Annotated in this window: 15 protein-coding genes; 12 read left to right on the top strand and 3 right to left on the bottom strand. The window is 70.5% G+C overall.

Annotated elements, in window-relative coordinates:
• Positions 1–53 precede the first annotated feature (53 nt).
• The 10 genes from D7X74_RS26580 to D7X74_RS26535 all read left to right on the top strand — a co-directional run bounded on the left by D7X74_RS26580 (position 54) and on the right by D7X74_RS26535 (position 11,892).
• On the top strand, positions 54–836 hold the full coding sequence (locus tag D7X74_RS26580) for an ABC transporter ATP-binding protein (protein WP_120535804.1): 783 nt from the start codon (positions 54–56) through the stop codon (positions 834–836).
• A complete protein-coding gene (locus D7X74_RS26575; RefSeq protein ID WP_120535803.1) occupies positions 833–2,020 on the top strand; it encodes an MlaD family protein in 1,188 nt (395 codons plus the stop codon). Before D7X74_RS26580 ends, D7X74_RS26575 begins: the two co-directional genes overlap by 4 nt.
• A 155-nt stretch (positions 2,021–2,175) precedes the next feature.
• On the top strand, positions 2,176–3,075 hold the full coding sequence (locus D7X74_RS26570) for a zinc metalloprotease (RefSeq protein ID WP_120535802.1): 900 nt from the start codon (positions 2,176–2,178) through the stop codon (positions 3,073–3,075).
• Between the two features lie 257 nt (positions 3,076–3,332).
• A complete protein-coding gene (locus D7X74_RS26565; RefSeq protein WP_120535801.1) occupies positions 3,333–4,226 on the top strand; it encodes a zinc metalloprotease in 894 nt (297 codons plus the stop codon).
• A 183-nt stretch (positions 4,227–4,409) separates the two neighbouring features.
• Positions 4,410–5,570: an alanine--glyoxylate aminotransferase family protein gene (locus tag D7X74_RS26560; RefSeq protein WP_120535800.1), complete on the top strand. Its 1,161-nt coding sequence runs from the start codon at positions 4,410–4,412 to the stop codon at positions 5,568–5,570.
• A gap of 259 nt (positions 5,571–5,829) precedes the next feature.
• Positions 5,830–6,456: a TIGR02265 family protein gene (locus D7X74_RS26555; RefSeq protein ID WP_120535799.1), complete on the top strand. Its 627-nt coding sequence runs from the start codon at positions 5,830–5,832 to the stop codon at positions 6,454–6,456.
• Between the two features lie 325 nt (positions 6,457–6,781).
• Complete coding sequence (locus D7X74_RS26550; protein WP_120535798.1) at positions 6,782–8,410, top strand: ATP-binding protein; 1,629 nt, start codon at positions 6,782–6,784, stop codon at positions 8,408–8,410.
• Complete coding sequence (locus D7X74_RS26545; protein WP_120535797.1) at positions 8,407–8,784, top strand: response regulator; 378 nt, start codon at positions 8,407–8,409, stop codon at positions 8,782–8,784. Before D7X74_RS26550 ends, D7X74_RS26545 begins: the two co-directional genes overlap by 4 nt.
• A gap of 105 nt (positions 8,785–8,889) precedes the next feature.
• Positions 8,890–11,067: a cation:proton antiporter gene (locus tag D7X74_RS26540; RefSeq protein WP_120535796.1), complete on the top strand. Its 2,178-nt coding sequence runs from the start codon at positions 8,890–8,892 to the stop codon at positions 11,065–11,067.
• Positions 11,068–11,073: 6 nt separating this feature from the next.
• Complete coding sequence (locus tag D7X74_RS26535; RefSeq protein ID WP_120535795.1) at positions 11,074–11,892, top strand: helix-turn-helix domain-containing protein; 819 nt, start codon at positions 11,074–11,076, stop codon at positions 11,890–11,892.
• 10 nt (positions 11,893–11,902) lie between these two features.
• Here D7X74_RS26535 and D7X74_RS26530 read toward each other — a convergent pair whose 3' ends face one another.
• Positions 11,903–12,658, bottom strand: coding sequence for a GNAT family N-acetyltransferase (locus D7X74_RS26530; RefSeq protein ID WP_120535794.1), 756 nt, complete (start codon positions 12,656–12,658; stop codon positions 11,903–11,905).
• Positions 12,659–12,762: 104 nt separating this feature from the next.
• Here D7X74_RS26530 and D7X74_RS26525 point away from each other — a divergent pair, with 104 nt between their 5' ends.
• Positions 12,763–13,218 (top strand): hypothetical protein, encoded by a 456-nt coding sequence (locus D7X74_RS26525; RefSeq protein ID WP_120535793.1) that lies wholly within the window; start codon positions 12,763–12,765, stop codon positions 13,216–13,218.
• 121 nt (positions 13,219–13,339) lie between these two features.
• Entirely contained in the window at positions 13,340–15,793 is a 2,454-nt protein-coding gene (gene gyrB, locus D7X74_RS26520; RefSeq protein WP_120535792.1) for a DNA topoisomerase (ATP-hydrolyzing) subunit B, read from the top strand.
• Positions 15,794–15,942: 149 nt separating this feature from the next.
• Here the strand turns inward: gyrB and D7X74_RS26515 are convergent, their stop codons facing one another.
• Together D7X74_RS26515 and D7X74_RS26510 are read right to left on the bottom strand one after the other, a co-directional pair.
• Positions 15,943–16,500, bottom strand: coding sequence for a hypothetical protein (locus D7X74_RS26515; RefSeq protein ID WP_120535791.1), 558 nt, complete (start codon positions 16,498–16,500; stop codon positions 15,943–15,945).
• A gap of 161 nt (positions 16,501–16,661) precedes the next feature.
• Positions 16,662–18,300 (bottom strand): PEGA domain-containing protein (locus tag D7X74_RS26510; RefSeq protein WP_120535790.1); only part of this gene is annotated, 1,639 nt, incomplete at its 5' end.

Genomic DNA, 18,300 nt, shown 5'->3' with positions numbered 1-18,300 from the left:
ACGTGACGCTGCTCGCGCAGGGCAGCCTGGGCCTGTCGCGCTACCCGGACGGCATCTTCCTATCGCCGGAGATCATCCTGGTGGAGGAGGACGAGGGGCTCGTCAAACAGTTCGGCACCAAGAGCATCTACGAAGGCGTGGACCTGGACGTGCGCGCCGGGGAGACGCTGGTCGTCCTGGGCGGCTCCGGCGTGGGCAAGAGCGTGCTGCTCAAGTGCCTCATCGGCCTCTTGCACCCGGACGGCGGCCGCGTCCTCTTCGAAGGCTACGACGTCGCGAAGTTCTCCGAGGAGCAGTTCCTGGAGGTCCGCAAGCACGTGGCCATGGTGTTCCAGGGCGCCGCGCTCTTCGACTCGCTCAGCGTGGCGGAGAACGTGGCCTATCCGTTGCGCGAACACTTCCCGAAGATGTCCCGGGATGAGATCCGCAAGCGCGTGGCGGAGAAGCTGGAGCTGGTGGACCTGCCCAACACGGAGCGGCTGATGCCGTCGGATTTGTCCGGCGGCATGCGCAAGCGCGTGGGCCTGGCGCGCGCCATCGCCACCGACCCGGAGGTCATCCTCTGGGATGAGCCGACGACGGGCCTGGACCCCGTCACCACGCAGACCATCAACGAATTGATTGAGTCGATGAAACAGCGCCTGGGCGCCACGTCCATCGTCGTCACGCACGACATGGTGAGCGCCTTCGTGCTGGCGGACCGGATGGCCATGCTGGCCAACCGGAAGATCGTCCAGGTGGGCACCCCCGAAGAGATGCGCCGCTCCACGGTGCCGGAGGTGCGGGCCTTCCTGGACGCGCGCCGCCTGGAGCTGAACCCCGAAAGAACACCATGAGTCTCTTCAACTCGACCTCGAAGGAAAAGCGCCTGGCCGTGCGCGCGGGCCTCTTCGTCGCCATCGGCCTGGCCGTGGCGGGCGTCGTCGTCTTCTTCATCGGCCGCGAGTCGAACCTCTTCCAGCGTCAGGTCGTCTTCCGAGCCTACTTCCAGAGCGTGGACGGCCTGAGCGACCAGTCCCCCGTGTGGATTGGCGGCCTCAAGGTGGGCCGCGTCAACGGCGTGGCCTTCTCCCAGGACCTCAAGGACAGCCGCCTGGAGGTGCAGTTCCAGGTCGCCAGCGCCTACACGGAGCGCATCCGCGCGGACTCCGTGGCGAAGCTCACCAGCATGGGCGTCCTGGGCGACAAGGCGGTGGACATCTCCCTGGGCAGCGCGGACCAGCCGCCCGTGGAGCCCGGTGGCATCGTCAAGTCCAGCAGCGCCGGGGACCTGTCCAAGCTCATGAGCAGCGCCAGCCAGGTGATGGAGAACTCCGTCGCCATCAGCGAGTCGCTCAAGGACGCCATCAAGGTCTACGCGAACCCGGAGCTGTCGCGCGACCTGGCCCGGAGCGTCGCGTCGCTGAGCGCCATCATGCAGGAGGTGGAGAAGGGCGACGGCGCGCTGCACGCGCTCATCTACGACAAGCGCACCGGTGAAGAGGTGAACACCCTGCTCGCCAGCGCGTCCGGGGCCGCCCGGCGCATGGACGGCGCCCTGGCCCACGTCGAAGCCATCCTGGGCGAGGTCCGCCGGGGCGATGGCACCGCGCACGCGCTCATCTACGGCCAGGACGGCGCGGTGGCCCTGAAGGAGCTGGGCGAGGCCGCCGGCCAGCTGGGAGGCCTCATCGAGGACGCGAAGAAGAGCCCCAATGGCGCGGTGCACCAGTTGGTCTATGGCGACGCGAAGGGCATGTTCGCGGACCTGGGCAGCGCCGCCGCGGACATCAAGCAGATCACCGCCACCGTGGCCAAGGGGGATGGAACCCTGGGCGCCCTCGTCTCCGACCCCACCGTCTACGACGACCTGCGCGAGGTGCTGGGCAACGTGAAGCGCAATCGCATCCTCCGCGCGCTGGTGCGCTTCTCCGTCAGCAATGGCGAAGCGCTGGAACAGGTGGGCAAGCCCCAATCCCTGCCCACGCCGCTGACGCCCGAAGTCAACACCGCCGCGTCACCGGATGGCGGTACGAACTGACCCCTGGGTGAAACACACACAGCCGTGGTTCACCCCGCGAAAAGCCCTGGGGGCTCATAAAGATTTCCGGTTGTTTCAGTGTCTGTGGGTGCGTTGACTTTGAAGGCTTGCGAGGCGTATTTCCGGCTCCCCCACTTTTTCGAGGAGTTGGGAAAATGCTCCGTAACGTCGCGCAGCGCGGTGGTCGTGTCGCGGTGGTCCTTGGCACGCTGATGTCCCTGGCGGGTTGCAGCAGCAGCGCTCCGGCTCCGGAGGAGCAGCAGCCGGCGGAGGAGACGGCGACGACGGCGGAGGCGCTCCCGCACCGTGGCTGCGCCACCATCGAGCCGTCGGCCGATGAGAAGCTGGAGATTGAAGCCGCCCTCGCCGGCCGCGTGCAGGAGAAGCGCGCGGTGGGTTCGGTGAACGTGCCGGTGTACTTCCACGTCATCCGCAAGGGCACGGGCATCGCGAACGGCGACGTGCCGGATTCGCAGATCACCGCGCAGATGAACGTGCTGAACGCGGCGTATGCCAACACCCCGTTCAAGTTCACGCTGGCGGGCACGGACCGCACCACCAACACGTCCTGGTTCGCGCTGTCGCAGGGCAGCACGAACGAGAAGAACATGAAGAACGCGCTGCGCAAGGGCACCGCCGGCACGCTGAACATCTACACGGCGAACCTGTCCGGCGGTCTGCTGGGCTGGGCGACCTTCCCCTCCAGCTACACCAGCCAGCCGAAGATGGACGGCGTGGTGCTGCTCTACAGCAGCGTCCCCGGCGGCACGGCGTCCCCGTACAACCTGGGCGACACGGCCACGCACGAAGTCGGCCACTGGGTGGGCCTGTACCACACGTTCCAGGGCGGCTGTGCCAGCCCGGGTGACTCGGTCAGCGACACGCCTCCGGAGGCCTCGCCCGCGTACGGCTGCCCCACGGGCCGCGACTCCTGCTCCGGCGGCGGCGTGGACCCCATCCTGAACTTCATGGACTACACCGACGACAGCTGCATGAACTCGTTCACCGCCGGCCAGTCGGCCCGCGCGGACAGCCTGACGGCGACGTACCGCTAGTCAGCAGTCCCCAGTCCCAGGTCGGTCCCCGGCGCCGGAGTCTTCCCCTTCACCCGGGAGGCTCCGGCGTCGTCCGTTGCGGGCCCGGGTGTCTCAAGACACCTGGATGAAACACTCCACCCGGCGTGCTCGACCTGAAACACCCACCGTTTGTTCTCATCGGTCTTTACTGGGATTTCAATTTTACCGCCCCTATTGACTTCACGGGTTTGAAACATGTATTTCCACCTCCCCACTTTTCCGAGGAGTTGGGAAAAATGCTTCGTAACGTCGCGCAGCGCGGTGGTCGTGTCGCGGTGGTCCTTGGCACGCTGATGTCCCTGGCGGGTTGCAGCAGCAGCGCTCCGGCGCCCGAAGAGCAGCCGGCGGAGGAGACCACGACGGCGGAGGCGCTCCCGCACCGTGGCTGCGCCACCATCGAGCCGTCCGCCGATGAGAAGCTGGAGATTGAAGCCGCGCTGGCCAACCGCGTGATGGCGAAGCGCGCGGTGGGTTCGGTGAACGTGCCGGTGTACTTCCACGTCATCAACAAGGGCACGGGCATCGCGAACGGCGACATCCCGGACTCGCAGATCACCGCGCAGATGAACGTGCTGAACGCGGCCTACGCCAACACCCCGTTCAAGTTCACGCTGGCCGGCACGGACCGCACGAACAACAGCACCTGGTTCGCGCTGGGTTCGGGCTCCGCCGCGGAGAAGAAGATGAAGGCCGCGCTGCGCAAGGGTGGCCCGGAGACGCTGAACATCTACACGGCGAACCTGAAGGGTGGCCTGCTGGGCTGGGCGACCTTCCCCTCCAGCTACACCAGCCAGCCGAAGATGGACGGCGTGGTGCTGCTCTACAGCAGCGTCCCCGGCGGCACGGCGGTTCCGTACAACGAGGGTGACACGGCGACCCACGAGGTCGGCCACTGGGTGGGCCTGTACCACACGTTCCAGGGCGGCTGTGCCAGCCCGGGCGACTCCGTCAGCGACACGCCTCCGGAGGCCTCGGCCGCGTTCGGCTGCCCCTCGGGCCGCGATACCTGCACGGGCGGCGGCGTGGACCCCATCCTGAACTTCATGGACTACACCGACGACAACTGCATGAACCAGTTCAGCGCTGGCCAGGTGACCCGCGCCGACAGCCTGACGGCGCAGTACCGCTAGTCACACGCCCGTTTCCGCTGTCCTTCCAGACGCCGGAGTCTCCCGTTTCCTCGCGGGGGCTCCGGCGTCGTTCGTTTTCGCGCCGGCCCCCCGTGGCCGTGGACAACCCGGGCCCGGCTTGTCCACAGTGGGGGACCGCCCTCCGGAAAGGCCCGGGGGGCGCCCAAGGAAGGGTGTGGCGCCGTGAGAGACCTGTTGATGATTCCCGGGCCGGTGGATGTGGACGCGGAGGTGTTGCAGGCGCTGTCCGCGCCGGTGCTGGGGCACCTGGACGCGGGCTTCATCGCCACCTTCGGCCGCGCCCTGAAGCGCCTGCGGGAGGTGTCGCTCGCCCCGTCCGCGCAGCCCTTCGTCGTGTCCGGCAGCGGCACGCTGGCCATGGAGCTGGCGGTGGCCAACCTCATTGAACCGGGCGACCGCGCGCTGGTGGTGAACACCGGCTACTTCAGCGACCGCATGGCCCACATCCTGGAGCGCCACGGCGCGAAGGTGACGCACGTGCGCGCGCCCCCGGGCGGCGCCCCCGACGCGGCCCAGGTGGAGGCGGAGTTCCAGAAGGGCGACTTCAAGCTGATGACCATCACCCACGTGGACACCTCCACCGCGGTGCTGGCCCCCGTGGAGTCCCTGCTGAAGGTCGCGCGCCACCACGGCGTGCTCTGCGTGGTGGACGGCGTGTGCGCCACCGCGGGCGAGGCCTTCCACCAGGACGCGTGGGGCGCGGACGTGTACCTCACCGCCAGCCAGAAGGCGGTGGGCGTGCCGCCGGGCCTGGCGCTCCTGACGGTGAGCCCGCGCGCGCTGGAGACGTGGCGCAAGCGCAAGGCGCCGGTGGCCAGCGTGTACGCGGACTGGGCGGAGTGGCTGCCGGTGATGGAGGCGTACGAGGCCGGCAAGCCCTCCTACTTCGCCACGCCCCCCACGTCGCTCATCTGCGCGCTGGACGTGAGTCTGGGGCAGATCCTCTCCGAAGGGCTGGAGGCCCGCTTCGAGCGCCACCGCCGCATGGCCCGCGCCTTCCGCGCCGCCTGGAGCGCCCTGGGCCTGCGCCTGCTGCCCACGTCGGAGGCCCTGGCCGCGAACACCCTGAGCGCCGTGTACTACCCGGAGGGCGTGGACGCCTCGCTCGTCGGCCGCGTGAAGGCCCAGGGCGCCGCCATCGCCGGCGGTCTCCACCCGGAGTTGAAGACGCGCTACTTCCGCGTGGGCCACATGAACCGCGTCACCGCCGCGGACGTGCTCGTCACCGTGGGCGCCATCGAGCGGGCCCTTCACTCGGGGGGATACCGCGCCAGCGCCTCCGGGACCGCCGTCGCCGCCGCCCAGGCCGCCCTCTCCGCCTGACCTCCAATCCCCTTTTTTCTCAGGCTCCGAGAAACATCGTCGGTCCTCCCATTAGATTCATGTAAGCTGCTGGATAATTTCCGGTACTTCAGGGCTTGCTTGGATTTCTTGTCGCTGTAGTAGAAATGTGTGATTGGGCTGCACGGTGTGGGCGGGGCGTGTGCCCCGGCACCAGTGAGGGGGATGGGCCGCGCCGGTGGAGGGACCTTGAAGTCGGGGGGGGCCCGTTGCTGGCGCCAGCAGTGGATGGGAGGTCGGAATGGTGCTCGGACCGTTCGAGGGTTCGGCAGGGGCGGGTGCGGTGGATGAAGGCGCGGAGTGGCAGCTGGCGGAGCGATGCCTGGCGGCCACCCCGGAAGACGGTGCCCGGGGGATGTTCTTCCTGGGAGTCGTGGGGGTGGTGGGTTTTCTCCAGGGCGAAGCGGCGGGCGCGCAGTGCCTGGAGGCGTCCGGCCTGCGGTCGCTGAACGCCGCGGAGCTGTACCCGGTGACGCGCTTCCTGGCGATGACGTCCCAGGCGACGCGGCTCCTGCGCCCGCAGCTGGGCAACTGGGCGCAGTCGCTGCACTACATCGGGACGCAGGCCACGGTGGACTTCCTGGCCTCCATGTTCGGCCGGGAGCTGATGCAGGCGGCGCGGCGTGATCCCCGCCTGCTGCTGCAGCACCTGGCGGACGGCTACCGGACGGCGGTGAGCTACGGCGAGCGCACCGTGCTGTGGACCGGGGACCGGAGCGCGCGCTTCGTGATGCGCCGGGACTTCATGCCCGCGCCCTACCACGAGGGCGTCCTCCTGGGCGCCATGGAGGCCGTGGGGGCTCAGGACGTGCGCGTGCATGGGCGCCAGCTGTCCCTGCTCGACACCGAATACGACGTTTCCTGGTAGTTCCGGCCCGCTCCGGGCAGGCAGGGGAGCAGGGCTTCGGGGTCGGGACGTTCACCAGCCAGCGCTCCGTGCTGAACGTCCCCCATTTCTCCCGGTGATGTGACGGGGAGGGCCACTAGCATGCGTGCTGTAGGCCCACGGCCGGAAGCAGGGCGGTTTCCGGCCACATCCCGGGAGGAGTCGCGCGAATGGCTGCAGCACAAGGCTCCCGGCCGGCACGGCGGTGGGCCCCCGGGCGGAGCGCCCCGCGCCCCGTCCCCGGTCGTGTCCAGGCAGGCCGTGGAGTCACACCCCTCCGGGCGGCGGCGACGGCCGGGGCCCGGGCATGACGCCCTTCCGGCTGTTGCTGGTGGAGGACAGCGCCAACGACGCGGCGCTGGTGACGGAGGCGCTGGCGCAGGCGGACTACCGGCCCACGACCCGCCGGGTGCAGACGCTGGAGGCGCTGCGCGAGGCGCTGACCACCGACGCGTGGGACCTGGTGCTGTGCGACTACCGGCTGCCGCGCTTCACGGCGCTGGACGTGCTGGCGACGCTCCAGGAGCTGGGGCGGGACGTGCCGCTCATCGTCCTGTCCAGCCTCATCAGCGAGGAGCAGGCCATCACGCTGATGAAGGCGGGCGCGCGCGACTGCTTCTCCAAGGACCGGCTGGCCCGGTTGGGCCCGGCGGTGGCGCGCGAGCTGGAGGAGACGCGCGTGCGGCGGGAGCGGGCGCGCGCGGAGGTGGACCGCGAAATCCTGGCCCGGGCCAGCGAGCTGCTCACCGCGTCGCTGGAGCAGGAGGCGCGGTTGGATCAGCTGGTCCAGCTGCTGGTGCCGAAGGTGGCGGACTGGAGCGCCTTCTTCCTCCAGGACCCGGACCGGGCCGGCCTGCGGCTGGTGGCGCTGGCCCACCCGGACGCCGCCCGGCGCTCGCTGGCGATGCGGTTGAACGACCGCTTCCCGCTGGACCCCCAGGCCTCCGGAGGCCCCACGCACGTGCTGCGCACGGGCACGCCGGAGCTGGTGCCGGACGTGCGCCTGCGCCCCGAACCCCTCCACCGGGACGCGACGCCCCGGCGCGCGGTGGCGGAGCTGGGCCTGCGCTCGGTGGTGAACGTGCCCCTGCCCGGCCGCGAGGGCCCGCTGGGCGTGCTGTCGCTGGGCACGCTGGGCGAGCGCACCCTGGGCCCGGTGGACCTGGCGCTGGGCCAGGAGCTGGCGCGGCGCGTGGGGCTCGCGCTGGAGAACGCGCGGCTGTTCCAGGAGGCGCGCGAAGCGGTGCGCCTGCGCGACGAGTTCCTCACCGTGGCCGCGCACGAGCTGCGCACGCCGCTCACCACGCTGCGGTTGCAGCTGGGCTCGCTGCTGCAGCGCACGGAAGTGCACCACCTGGAGCCGGAGGTGGTGACGCGGCTGGAGCGCAGCGTGCGGCAGGTGCGGCGGCTGGGCACGCTGGTGGAGGGCCTGCTGGACGTGTCGCAGCTGTCCTCCGGCGAGCTGTCGCTCATGCCGGAGCGCTTCGACCTGGAGGAGCTGGTGGCGGAGGTGCTGGAGCGCCACCAGGCGGAGGCCCGGGCCGCGGGATGTGAGCTGCGCCAGTCCCCCCGCCAGGGACTGTGGGGGACGTGGGACCGCCTGCGGGTGGACCAGGCCGTGGGCGCGTTGATCTCCAACGCGCTCAAGTTCGGTCCGGGCCGGCCGGTGGAGGTGGACGTGGGGCGTTCCGGCGCTTTCGCGCGCATCCAGGTGAGGGATCGTGGAATCGGCGTGCCCGGGGACCAGGTGGAGCGTATCTTCGAGCGCTTCGGACGGGCCGTCAGTTCGCACTCCTATGGGGGCCTGGGCCTGGGCCTGTATCTCACGCGCCGCGCGGCGGAAGCGCACGGTGGCAGGGCGTGGGCGGAACCCGGCCTGGGCGAGGGTGCCCGGTTCACGCTGGAATTGCCGCTGGAGAAGGAGACGCGCGAGTGAGCCGGCCGCTGTTGGTGGTGGATGACGACACGGACCTGCGCGAGGCGCTGGAGGAGGTCCTGCGCGACGCGGGCTACACCGTGCTGGGGGCGGGCAACGGCTTGCAGGCGCTGGAGGTGCTGCGCAAGGAACCGACGACGCCCGCGCTGGTGCTGCTGGACATGATGATGCCGGTGATGGACGGCGCGACCTTCGGCCGCCAGATGCGCCAGGTGGAAGCGTGGCGCGGCATCCCGGTGCTCGTCTTCTCCGCCTCCGCCAACGCCCGTCAGGTGGCCGAGGAGATGGGCGCCTGCGGCTACCTGCGCAAGCCCGTGGACGTGGCGACGCTGCTGGACGCGGTGGCGGCCAACAAGGCGCCCGACAGCCCCTGAGCTTCCGGTGTTTCGTGAGCGGTCGGGCACTCCCCGAGTGCGTTGACGCTGCGCGCAGGGGACTGGTAAGCGACTCCTTAACAGCATTCCCGCGAGGCCCACCCCATGAACACCCACATGCTCGCCCAACTCCTGGTCCAGCTCATCGTCATCATCGGCCTGTCGCGGCTGATAGGGCGGGGGGCGCGGTGGCTGGGACAGCCCCTGGTCATCGCGGAGGTGGTGGCGGGCATCGCCCTGGGCCCGTCGCTGCTGGGGCTGATTTCGCCGGGAGCGCTGCACTGGCTGTTTCCCGCGGACTCGATGCCGTTCCTGAAGATGCTGGCCGAGGTGGGGCTGGTGCTCTTCATGTTCCTCATCGGCCTGGAGCTGGACCCGAAGCTGCTCAAGGGGCGGGGGCATTCGTCGGTGGTCATCAGCCACTCGAGCATCATCGTCCCCTTCGGCCTGGGGGCGGTGGCGGGCGCGCTGTGGCTGTACAAGTCGCTGTCGGACCCGTCGGTGCCGTTCTCGTCGTTCGTGCTGTTCATGGGCGTGTCCATGAGCATCACGGCCTTCCCGGTGCTGGCGCGCATCCTCACGGAGCGCGGGCTGATGCAGTCGAAGCTGGGCGCCATCGCCATCGCGTGCGCGGCGGTGGACGACGTGACGGCGTGGTGCCTGCTGGCCTTCGTGGTGTCGCTGGTGCGCGCGTCCAGCCTGGCGCAGGCGGGGCTGACGACGCTGTTCGCGGTGCTCTACATCGGCTTCATGCTGATGCTGGTGCGGCCCTTCCTGGCCCGGCTGGGGGCGCGCGTGGCCAGCCGCGAGGGCCTGACGCAGAACGTGGTGGCGGGCACGCTGCTCCTGCTGCTCGCGTCCGCGTGGACCACGGAGCGCATTGGCATCCACGCGCTGTTCGGCGCGTTCCTCTTTGGCGCGGTGATTCCCAAGGAGGGGGGGCTGGCCACGGCGCTGGCGGAGAAGCTGGAGGACGTGACGGTGGTGCTGCTGCTGCCGGTGTTCTTCGCCTTCAGCGGCCTGCGCACGCAGATTGGCCTGCTGGACACCGCGCAGTCGTGGATGACGTGCGGGGTCATCATCCTGCTGGCGTGTCTGGGCAAGTTCGGCGGCAGCGCGGTGGCCGCCCGCGTCACGGGCCTGCGGTGGCGGGAGGCGGGGGCCATTGGCGTGCTGATGAACACGCGCGGGCTGATGGAGCTCATCGTGCTCAACCTGGGCCTGGACCTGGGCGTCATCTCCCCCACGCTCTTCACGATGATGGTCATCATGGCGCTGGTGACCACGTTCATGACGTCGCCGGTGCTCAAGTGGATGTATCCGCCGGAGGAGCAGGCGCGCGACCAGATGGAACAGCTGGCGCGGGAGCCAGCGGGCGCGGCGCAGACCCCGTCCGCGTACACGGTGCTCTTGTGCGTGTCGCACGGGCAGGCGGGGCCGGGCATGGCGGTGCTGTCGCGCGCGCTGTCGGGCGAGCGCAACGAGGCGAGCCTGTACGCGCTGCACCTGCTGTCGCCGGACCGGGCGCTCAAGGCGCGCGCGGAGGACGCCCTGGACGTGACGGGGGCCTCGGGCAGCGCGCTGACGCCGCTCATGGGGCGGGCGGAGAAGCTGGGGCTGCTGGTGCGCACGCTGTCGTTCGTGTCGTCGGAGCCCGCGCGGGACATCTGCCGCACGGCGGAGGCCAAGCGCGCGGACCTGGTGCTGCTGGGCTGGCACAAGCCGCTCTTCAGCCAGACGGTGCTGGGCGGCACGGTGCACGAGGTGATGCAGGAGTCCACCGGCACGGTGGCGGTGCTGGTGGACCGGGGCCTGTCGCAGGTGCGGCGCGTGCTGGTGCCCTTCGTGGGCAGCCGGCATGACCGGGCGGCGCTGGGCATCGCGCGGCGGCTGCTCAAGCAGGCCGGCGCGGAGGTGACGGTGCTGCACGTGACGTCGCCGGAAGGGGCGGGCACCGGCCGGGCGCAGGTGGATGAACTCTTCCCCGCGGACGAGGGCGCGGCGGTGAAGCTCAAGGTGGTGCGCCACGCGTCGCCGGAGGAGGCCGCGCTGGAGGAGGCGCGCGCGGGCTACGACCTGGTGGTGGTGGGCGTGGGCTCCGAGTGGGGCCTGGAGGACCGGCTGTTCGGCGTGCAGCGCGAGCGCATCGTGCGGGACGCGCCCGGGTCGCTGCTCCTCGTGCGCCACCCGGAGGGGGCCCCGGCACTGGCCCGAAGCCCGGCGCCCCAGGGGCAGCAGGGCGCGACGCCGGACGCCGCGCAGGTGGTCGGGGCGAGGAGCTAGGGCGCCATGCACCTGGGGGCCACGCTGCGCTTGTTGCGGGTCGACGCGGGACTGTCCCTGCGCGACCTGGCGCGGCGCATTGGCGTGTCGAGCGCGTACCTGAGCCGGGTGGAGCACGGCGTGGACGCGCCGCCCACGCAGGAGCGGCTGACGGCCATCGCGCGGGAGCTGGACGTGCCCCCGGCGCTGCTGATGGACGTGGCCAACCGGGTGAGCCCCTACGTCGCGGGCTACCTGGAGGACGTGCCCGCGGCGGGGACGCTGCTCCTGGACATCGCGCGGCGCAAGCTCACCGGCGCGCAGCTCGCGCGCGTGCGGGCCTTCCTGGACGCGGAGTTCCCCCTGCGTGAAGCGCGCGGCGACGAACCCGTGCCCGCCCTGGGCGCCCTGCTGTGCGCCGAGCGGGTGGTGGTGCAGCTGTCGTGCGAGGACTACGCGGACGCGCTCGACGTGGCGTCGGGGAGGCTGGCGTCGGCCCTTCCCGGCCTGGACGTGGCGGGGCTGGCGGAAGGGCTGCGCCAGCGCGAGGACGAGACCCCGTCCCAGGTGGGCAACGGCGTGGCGGTGCCGCACGCGTTCGTGCCGGGCGCGGCCCCGGTGGCGGCGCTGGTGACGCTGGCGCGGCCCCTGAAGACGGACGCCCCGGACGGACAGCCGCTGCGGCTGGTGGTGGCGCTGGTGGACGGGCACCTGGGCCGCGCGCGGCTGATGCGGCTGGCGCACGTGGCCCGGCTCGCGGGCCGGGGGCTGGCGCACCGGCTCCAGGGCGCCGAGGACTCCCGGCAGGTGCTGGAGACGCTGGCGGAGCTGGAAGCGCTGCGCTGAAGGGCCCGCCTCAGCCCCCCTGCGGTGGCACCCAGTGCTCCCACGCGCCCAGGTCGCGGTAGCCCAGGTGCCGGTAGACGCGCAGGCCCGCCGGGGTGGACTGGAGCACCGTGGCGGTGCACCCGCGCGCCCGGGCCCCGGCGATGAGCCCCCGCATCACCGCCGTGGCGAGCCCCATCCCCCGGCCCTCCGGGTGGGTGGCCACCAGGTACACGCCCGCGGTGTCCGCCACGTTCACGGACAGGCCACAGGACAGGGGGCGGCCGGCCTCCTTCGCCACCACCGTGTGCACGGAGGAGGGGGGCGGGTTCCGCCAGGTGGACAGGATGTCCCGCCACTCGGCGCCGTAGGCGCTCACGTTGAGCTCCACCAGGTCCGTCATGTCCTCCACGGACTCCACCGGCACCCCGGGCGCCGCGTCGGGCAGGTCCTTCAGCCAGGCGCCCATGGCGGGCACGGTGAAGTCGAACCGGTAGCCGTGGGCGGCCAGCACGTGCTTCACGTCCTGCTGTCCGGGCGTCAGCGTGATGCGCCAGCGCGGCAGGCCCAGGCCCCGGTAGAAGTCCCGGACGGCGGGCAGCGCCAGGGCCAGCGCGTCCGCCTGGGTGAAGAGGACCTGCTGGAAGTGGGCGTCCTGGTACGCGGGCAGGGCGAACGCGTCCACGCCGGGAAGGCGCAGGTGGCGCAGCGTGCCGCGTTCGGCCTGGAGGCCCTTGAAGGCGATGAGGTTGGTGTGCAGTCGCGAGGTGAGTTCGGCATCCGTCATGCGGGCCGGCAGCCTAGACACGGGGGCGACCGCCAAAGAACAGCCGAGGAGGAAAGGACGCGCGCACCGTGCGCCCGGGGATTAGGTTTCACCCCTCGCCCGCCATGAGCCAGCGCTTCTACTCCTTCGATCCCCGCCCCACCCGCATCGCCCTCTTCCTGGGGGCGTGCCTGCTGGCCGTCCTTACCGCCTGGGCCCTGGCGGACTTCCGCGCCGGAGGGGGGCTGCTCGCCATGGCGCGGGCCGGCATCAGCGCCGGCCTGATGCTCGCCTTCCTGGTCTCCGTCCACCGCCTGCGCCCCCGGGAAGGCTGGGGCGTCACCCTGGACAACGCGGGCGTGCGGGTGGCCCGGCCCTTCAGCGGCAAGCCCCTGGAGCTGCACTGGGGACAGATTGATTCCGTGCGCCGGGTCGGCCGCAAAGGGAGCGTGCTGGGCCTGTTCCTGAAGGAGGAGGGAAGGGTGCTCGTGACGCGACATCTTTTCGCCCGCAAGGCTGTTTATGAAGAGTTGCTCGCGGCGCTGGAGGACCGCCTCCCGCCCTCGCGTTTCGACGCCTGATTCATGAATCTTTCCGCAGCCTTGCGCGGGCTCCCGAACCTTGTCCGGGATGCCCGGTGGTGGTAGGCACAGCAGGCACAGCCCTGTCGCAACGGCAGCCTTTCCCAAGGACACGCTTCACATGGAAAAGACCCCCGCTACCGGCGCCGCGCTGGCCGCGCCGCCCGCCGAGTATGGGACGGACAGCATCACCAAGCTCGAAGGCCTTGAGGCCGTCCGCAAGCGCCCCGGCATGTACATCGGCGACACGATGACCTACGGGCTGCACAAGCTCGTCTACGAGGTCGTCGACAACTCCGTCGACGAGGCCCTGGCCGGCTTCTGCTCGGACATCGAGGTCGTCATCCACGTGGACGGCTCGCTCAGCGTCCAGGACAACGGCCGCGGCATCCCGGTGGGCCCGCACCCGGATCCCAAGTTCAAGCACAAGGACACGCTGGAGGTCGTGCTCACGGAGCTGCACGCCGGCAGCAAGTTCGGCAACGGCGCGTACAAGGTCTCCGGCGGCCTTCACGGCGTGGGCGTCACGTGCGTGAACTTCCTCTCCGAGTGGTTCAAGGTCCGCATCCAGCGCAACGGCAAGGTCTTCGAGCAGGGCTATGCGCGCGGTGTGCCCAACAGTCCTCCGACGGAGGTGGGCACCACCGACAAGCGCGGCACGATGATCCACTTCAAGCCGGATCCCACGATCATGGAGACGGCGGACTTCAACTTCGAGACGCTCAGCCAGCGGCTGCGCGAGCTGGCGTTCCTCAACGCCGGCCTGCACATCACCATCCGCGACGAGCGCACGCAGAAGGAGCACGACTTCAAGTTCGACGGCGGCATCGCGTCCTTCGTGGAGTACCTCAACAAGGCGAAGACCGTGCTGCACGACAAGCCCGTCTACATCAAGTCGGAGCGCGAGGGCGTGTCGCTGGAGATCGCCATGCAGTGGAACGATGGCTACGACGAGCGCATCTTCACCTTCGCCAACAACATCAACACCCACGAGGGTGGCAGCCACCTGTCCGGCTTCAAGTCCGCGCTCACGCGCACGCTCAACAGCTACGCGGAGAAGGGCGGGCAGTGGAAGGACCTGAAGGAGACGCCCACCGGCGAGGACGCCCGTGAGGGCCTGTCCGCGGTCATCTCCGTGAAGCTGTCCAACCCCCAGTTCGAGGGGCAGACGAAGACGAAGCTGGGCAACAGCGAGGTGAAGGGCCTGGTCGAGCAGATGGTGAACGACCAGCTCGCCTCCTTCCTGGAGGAGAACCCGCCGCTCGCCAAGAAGGTCGTGGCGAAGATTGGCGACGCCTGCCGCGCGCGCATCGCGGCCCGCAAGGCCCGTGAGACGGTGCGCCGCAAGGGCGTGCTGGATGGCGGCGGTCTGCCCGGCAAGCTCGCGGACTGCCAGAGCCGCGACCCCAACGAGAGCGAGCTGTACATCGTCGAGGGTGACTCCGCAGGCGGCTCCGCCAAGCAGGGGCGCGACCGGCGCAACCAGGCCATCCTCCCTTTGCGCGGGAAGATCCTGAACGTGGAGAAGGCGCGCTTCGAGAAGATGCTGACCAGCGCCGAGATCGTCACGCTCATCACCGCGCTGGGCACGGGCATCGGGGCGGAGGACTACGACCCGGAGAAGGCGCGCTACCACCGCATCATCCTGATGACGGACGCAGACGTGGACGGCAGCCACATCCGCACGCTCCTGCTCACGTTCTTCTACCGGCAGATGCGCGAACTCATCGACCGGGGCTACGTCTACATCGCGCAGCCGCCGCTCTACAAAGTCACGCGCAACAAGAAGGACATCTACGTCAAGGACGAGCGCGCGCTCAACGAGTACCTCCTGAAGATCGCCGCGGAGCACACGCGGGTGAAGACGCCCAACGGTGAGCTGGGCGGCAGCGAGTTCAAGGCGCTCCTGGAGAAGGTCATCACCTACGAGGAGCGCCTGGAGAAGCAGGCCAAGCGCCGCGACGCGCGCATCGTGGACGCGGTGGTGCAGGCGACGAAGCTGAGCGCGGAGCTGCTCACGGACGAGGCCGCGGTGCTGGCCGAGTACGCCGCGATGCGCGACTACTGCGAGCGGCGCATGCCGGACGTGGTGGGCCGCATGCTCAAGGACGTGCAGCAGGATCCGGAGCACCAGGCCAAGAAGCTGATCATCTCCACGGACGTGAACGGCTCCATGAAGGAGTCCGTCTTCGACCACGCGTACCTGTCGTCGCCGGAGTACCTGGAGCTGGTCAGCCTGCGCGAGGCGTTCAACGCCCTGGGCAAGGCGCCCTACCGCGTGCAGGTGGACGCGGGCGAGGTGACGGCCTTCTCCGTGCAGGAGGTGCTGGCCGCGGTCCGCAAGGACGCGCAGAAGGGCCTGGGCCTGCAGCGCTACAAGGGTCTGGGGGAGATGAACCCGGAGCAGCTCTGGGACACCACCATGAACCCCCTCACGCGCACGCTGCTCCAGGTGCGGGTGGAGGACGCGGTGGAGAGCGACGACATCTTCTCGCTGCTGATGGGCGAGGCGGTGGAGCCCCGCCGCGAGTTCATCGAGCGCAACGCGCTGGACGTGCAGAACCTGGACATCTGAGCGCCGCCTGAAGTCTCCATGTCTTACGCGCCGGGCCCCGGGGGAAAAGACCCGTGGGCCCGGTGCCGTTTCCCGGCTCCGCGCCCACGTGCCCTTCCCATCCTTGTCGAGCCGGACCGCGGGAGACTGCGAGCGGCCCCCACGAGCCCTTACGGAAGGAACCTGGAGACCAGGGACCAGCGCGACGACGTGCCCGCGCGCATGTTGAGGATGGCGGTGATGGCGATGACGCCCGCCATGGTGGCGATGTTCACGATGCCCCCGACGTCCAGGGCCTTCATCGTCTTCGCGGCGGACTCGGGCGTGCCGGCGGTGGGCTTCAGGCCCGTCTCCGCGGGGACGGCGCCCTCGGGCGCCTGCTTCGCCAGGAAGGCCCCGCCCACGATGTTGGCCGCGCCCAGCGCCACGGTGGCGCCCAGCAGCACGTCCTTGGCGATGACCAGCCCGCGCGTCGTGTCGTCAATCTCCCGGCCCGTCAGCCGGGAGCGACCGACGAGCCAGGTGACGGCCGCCAGTCCCACCGACACCGCGTTGACGACGTTGAAGCCGTTCCACGCGGCGTTGGCGACCTGGCCGCGCTCCGCGCGCGACTCGATGACGGCCACGGCCGGGTTGAGGGCAATCTTCCCGAACAGCGAGCCACCGAACCCGACGGCGAGCCCCAGGTTGTGAAGCACCAGACCAGTCGACGACAGCACAGGCATCATGAGCGGACCCCAGCGGTGAGGAAGTGGATGTCCGTGAGGGTAGGCACTGCGATCGCGGCGGGAGCCGTACGACCAGGGCATCCCGCCGGTGCCTTTGAAGCCTGCCTGCCGGGCGGGCCCTGAAGCGGGGGCCCGTCTGTCCGGCTGCCTTGCCGTGGCGACTACCGTTCGGAGCGGCTGGCGCCCTTCAGGGCCTCCGCGCGCTCCTTGCGGGACATGTTCGTCACGTCGACGATGTCGAAGTCGAGCGCGCCCCTGTTGTCGCTCAGGTTCGTGTCGGGGAAGACGCAGCGCAGGTCCTGCACGCCGGACACCTGGTAGCGCTTGCCCGCTTCGAACAGGCGGTGCGAGCGGCGCACGTCCTCCGGGGCGCGGCCCTTCTCCACGCACAGCACCGTCTTCACGCGGCCCTGGGCGCCGGCGCGCACCTCGGCGAAGTCGTCGCGCACGGTGATGAGGTAGGTGGACTTGGGGTCCATGCCGCGCAGCAACATCTGGTGCCGCTGCTTCACCTGGATGGCGTTCTTCTGGGGATCGAACAGCACCGAGCGCGGCGGGACGTACACGGACTGGCGCAGGTGCACGCGGATGGAGCCGCGGTTGTCCTCCGGCCCGGTGTCGTCCAGCGCGAAGAAGTGCAGCTTCTTCGCGCCCTTGATGGTGCGGGGCGCGGAGCTGACCAGGCCCATGGCGTTGTCGGCGGGCAGGTCCCCTTCCGCGTAGTAGACGAGCGTGCCGGACGCGGTGCCGTCCCCGCTCTCGAACGCCGCGCTGCCCTCGGTCCACACGGAGTAGCCGGTGCCCGGGGCCACGTCGATGGTGGCCGGCGTGTACTCCAGCACCGGAAGGGCGTTGTACATGGGCCGCAGCACCAGCAGGCGCGTGGGGTAGTCCACCACGCGCATCTCGCGGTCCACGCCCTCCAGGGGCGGTTCGGCCGGCGGGCCCGGCGTGGCGGCGGCGACGGTGCCGCCATCGTCCATCAGGGTCCCCGCGTCCCCGTCGAGCGCCGCGACGGCCGCTCCGGCATCCTCGGTGCTGCCCGCGTCCGCGGTGCTGCCCGCGTCAGCGCCGGGGGCGGCGACGACGGAGCCCACGTCGGAGGAAGGGAAGCCCGCGTCGATGCCGGTGGTGGGAATCTGCGACACCATCTGGGTGGTGCCGGGCGCCACCTCCAGCTCCGCCTTGAGGTGGGTCTCCGCCTGGTTGGGGGAGAAGCGCCGCGTCCACGCGCGGTAGCCCGGCTTGGTGAGGACGATGGTGTGCGGCGTGCGCACGTCCGCGCCCAGCACGCGGTTGGGCGTGGTGCCGGAGTTGATGCCATTGACGACGATGGTGGCCCCCTCCGGCTTGGAGGTGATCCACAGGATGGCGGCCGGGCCCGAGTCGTCGACGGCGACCTCCGGCGGCGACAGCAGGTGCACCAGCAACCCGATGAAGAGCACCACGGCGGTGACCACGAACACGCCCAGGCTCAGCGCGCGCACCTGCTTCACGCGCTTGCGTTCGCGCTCGGCGTTCTCGGCGGCCAGCTTCTCGCGGGCCTCGTCCACGGAGGTGCGCACGCGGATGGCGGGCTTGTCCTCCTCCACCTCCGGCTCCGCCGCGACGGGCGTCTCCACCGGCGTGTCGCGGGGCGCGGCGTAGGTGGGGAGCACCGGCATCGCCGTGGGCTCCAGGCCGGAGTCGGTGTCGGGCTCCGGGGGCAGCTCGGGCGGCAGGGGGCGGCGGCCGGTTCCGGTGACCTCCCGAGTCCCCGCCTTGCGCGTGCCCGGGGCGCTCTTGCGGATGGCGGTGGGC

This window comes from Corallococcus sp. CA047B (assembly GCF_003612065.1).
GTDB classification, from domain to species: Bacteria; Myxococcota; Myxococcia; order Myxococcales; family Myxococcaceae; genus Corallococcus; species Corallococcus praedator.
The sequence above is the reverse complement of the archived record's forward strand: the minus strand, read 5'-3'. Positions and strand labels throughout refer to the sequence as shown.

Coding starts and splice junctions, on each gene's coding strand:
- D7X74_RS26575 (WP_120535803.1), top strand. CDS start 833: ATGAGTCTCTTCAACTCGACCTCGAAGGAAAAGCGCCTGGCCGTGCGC.
- D7X74_RS26570 (WP_120535802.1), top strand. CDS start 2,176: ATGCTCCGTAACGTCGCGCAGCGCGGTGGTCGTGTCGCGGTGGTCCTT.
- D7X74_RS26565 (WP_120535801.1), top strand. CDS start 3,333: ATGCTTCGTAACGTCGCGCAGCGCGGTGGTCGTGTCGCGGTGGTCCTT.
- D7X74_RS26555 (WP_120535799.1), top strand. CDS start 5,830: ATGGTGCTCGGACCGTTCGAGGGTTCGGCAGGGGCGGGTGCGGTGGAT.
- D7X74_RS26550 (WP_120535798.1), top strand. CDS start 6,782: ATGACGCCCTTCCGGCTGTTGCTGGTGGAGGACAGCGCCAACGACGCG.
- D7X74_RS26540 (WP_120535796.1), top strand. CDS start 8,890: ATGAACACCCACATGCTCGCCCAACTCCTGGTCCAGCTCATCGTCATC.
- D7X74_RS26535 (WP_120535795.1), top strand. CDS start 11,074: ATGCACCTGGGGGCCACGCTGCGCTTGTTGCGGGTCGACGCGGGACTG.
- D7X74_RS26530 (WP_120535794.1), bottom strand. CDS start 12,658: ATGACGGATGCCGAACTCACCTCGCGACTGCACACCAACCTCATCGCC.
- D7X74_RS26525 (WP_120535793.1), top strand. CDS start 12,763: ATGAGCCAGCGCTTCTACTCCTTCGATCCCCGCCCCACCCGCATCGCC.
- gyrB (WP_120535792.1), top strand. CDS start 13,340: ATGGAAAAGACCCCCGCTACCGGCGCCGCGCTGGCCGCGCCGCCCGCC.
- D7X74_RS26515 (WP_120535791.1), bottom strand. CDS start 16,500: ATGATGCCTGTGCTGTCGTCGACTGGTCTGGTGCTTCACAACCTGGGG.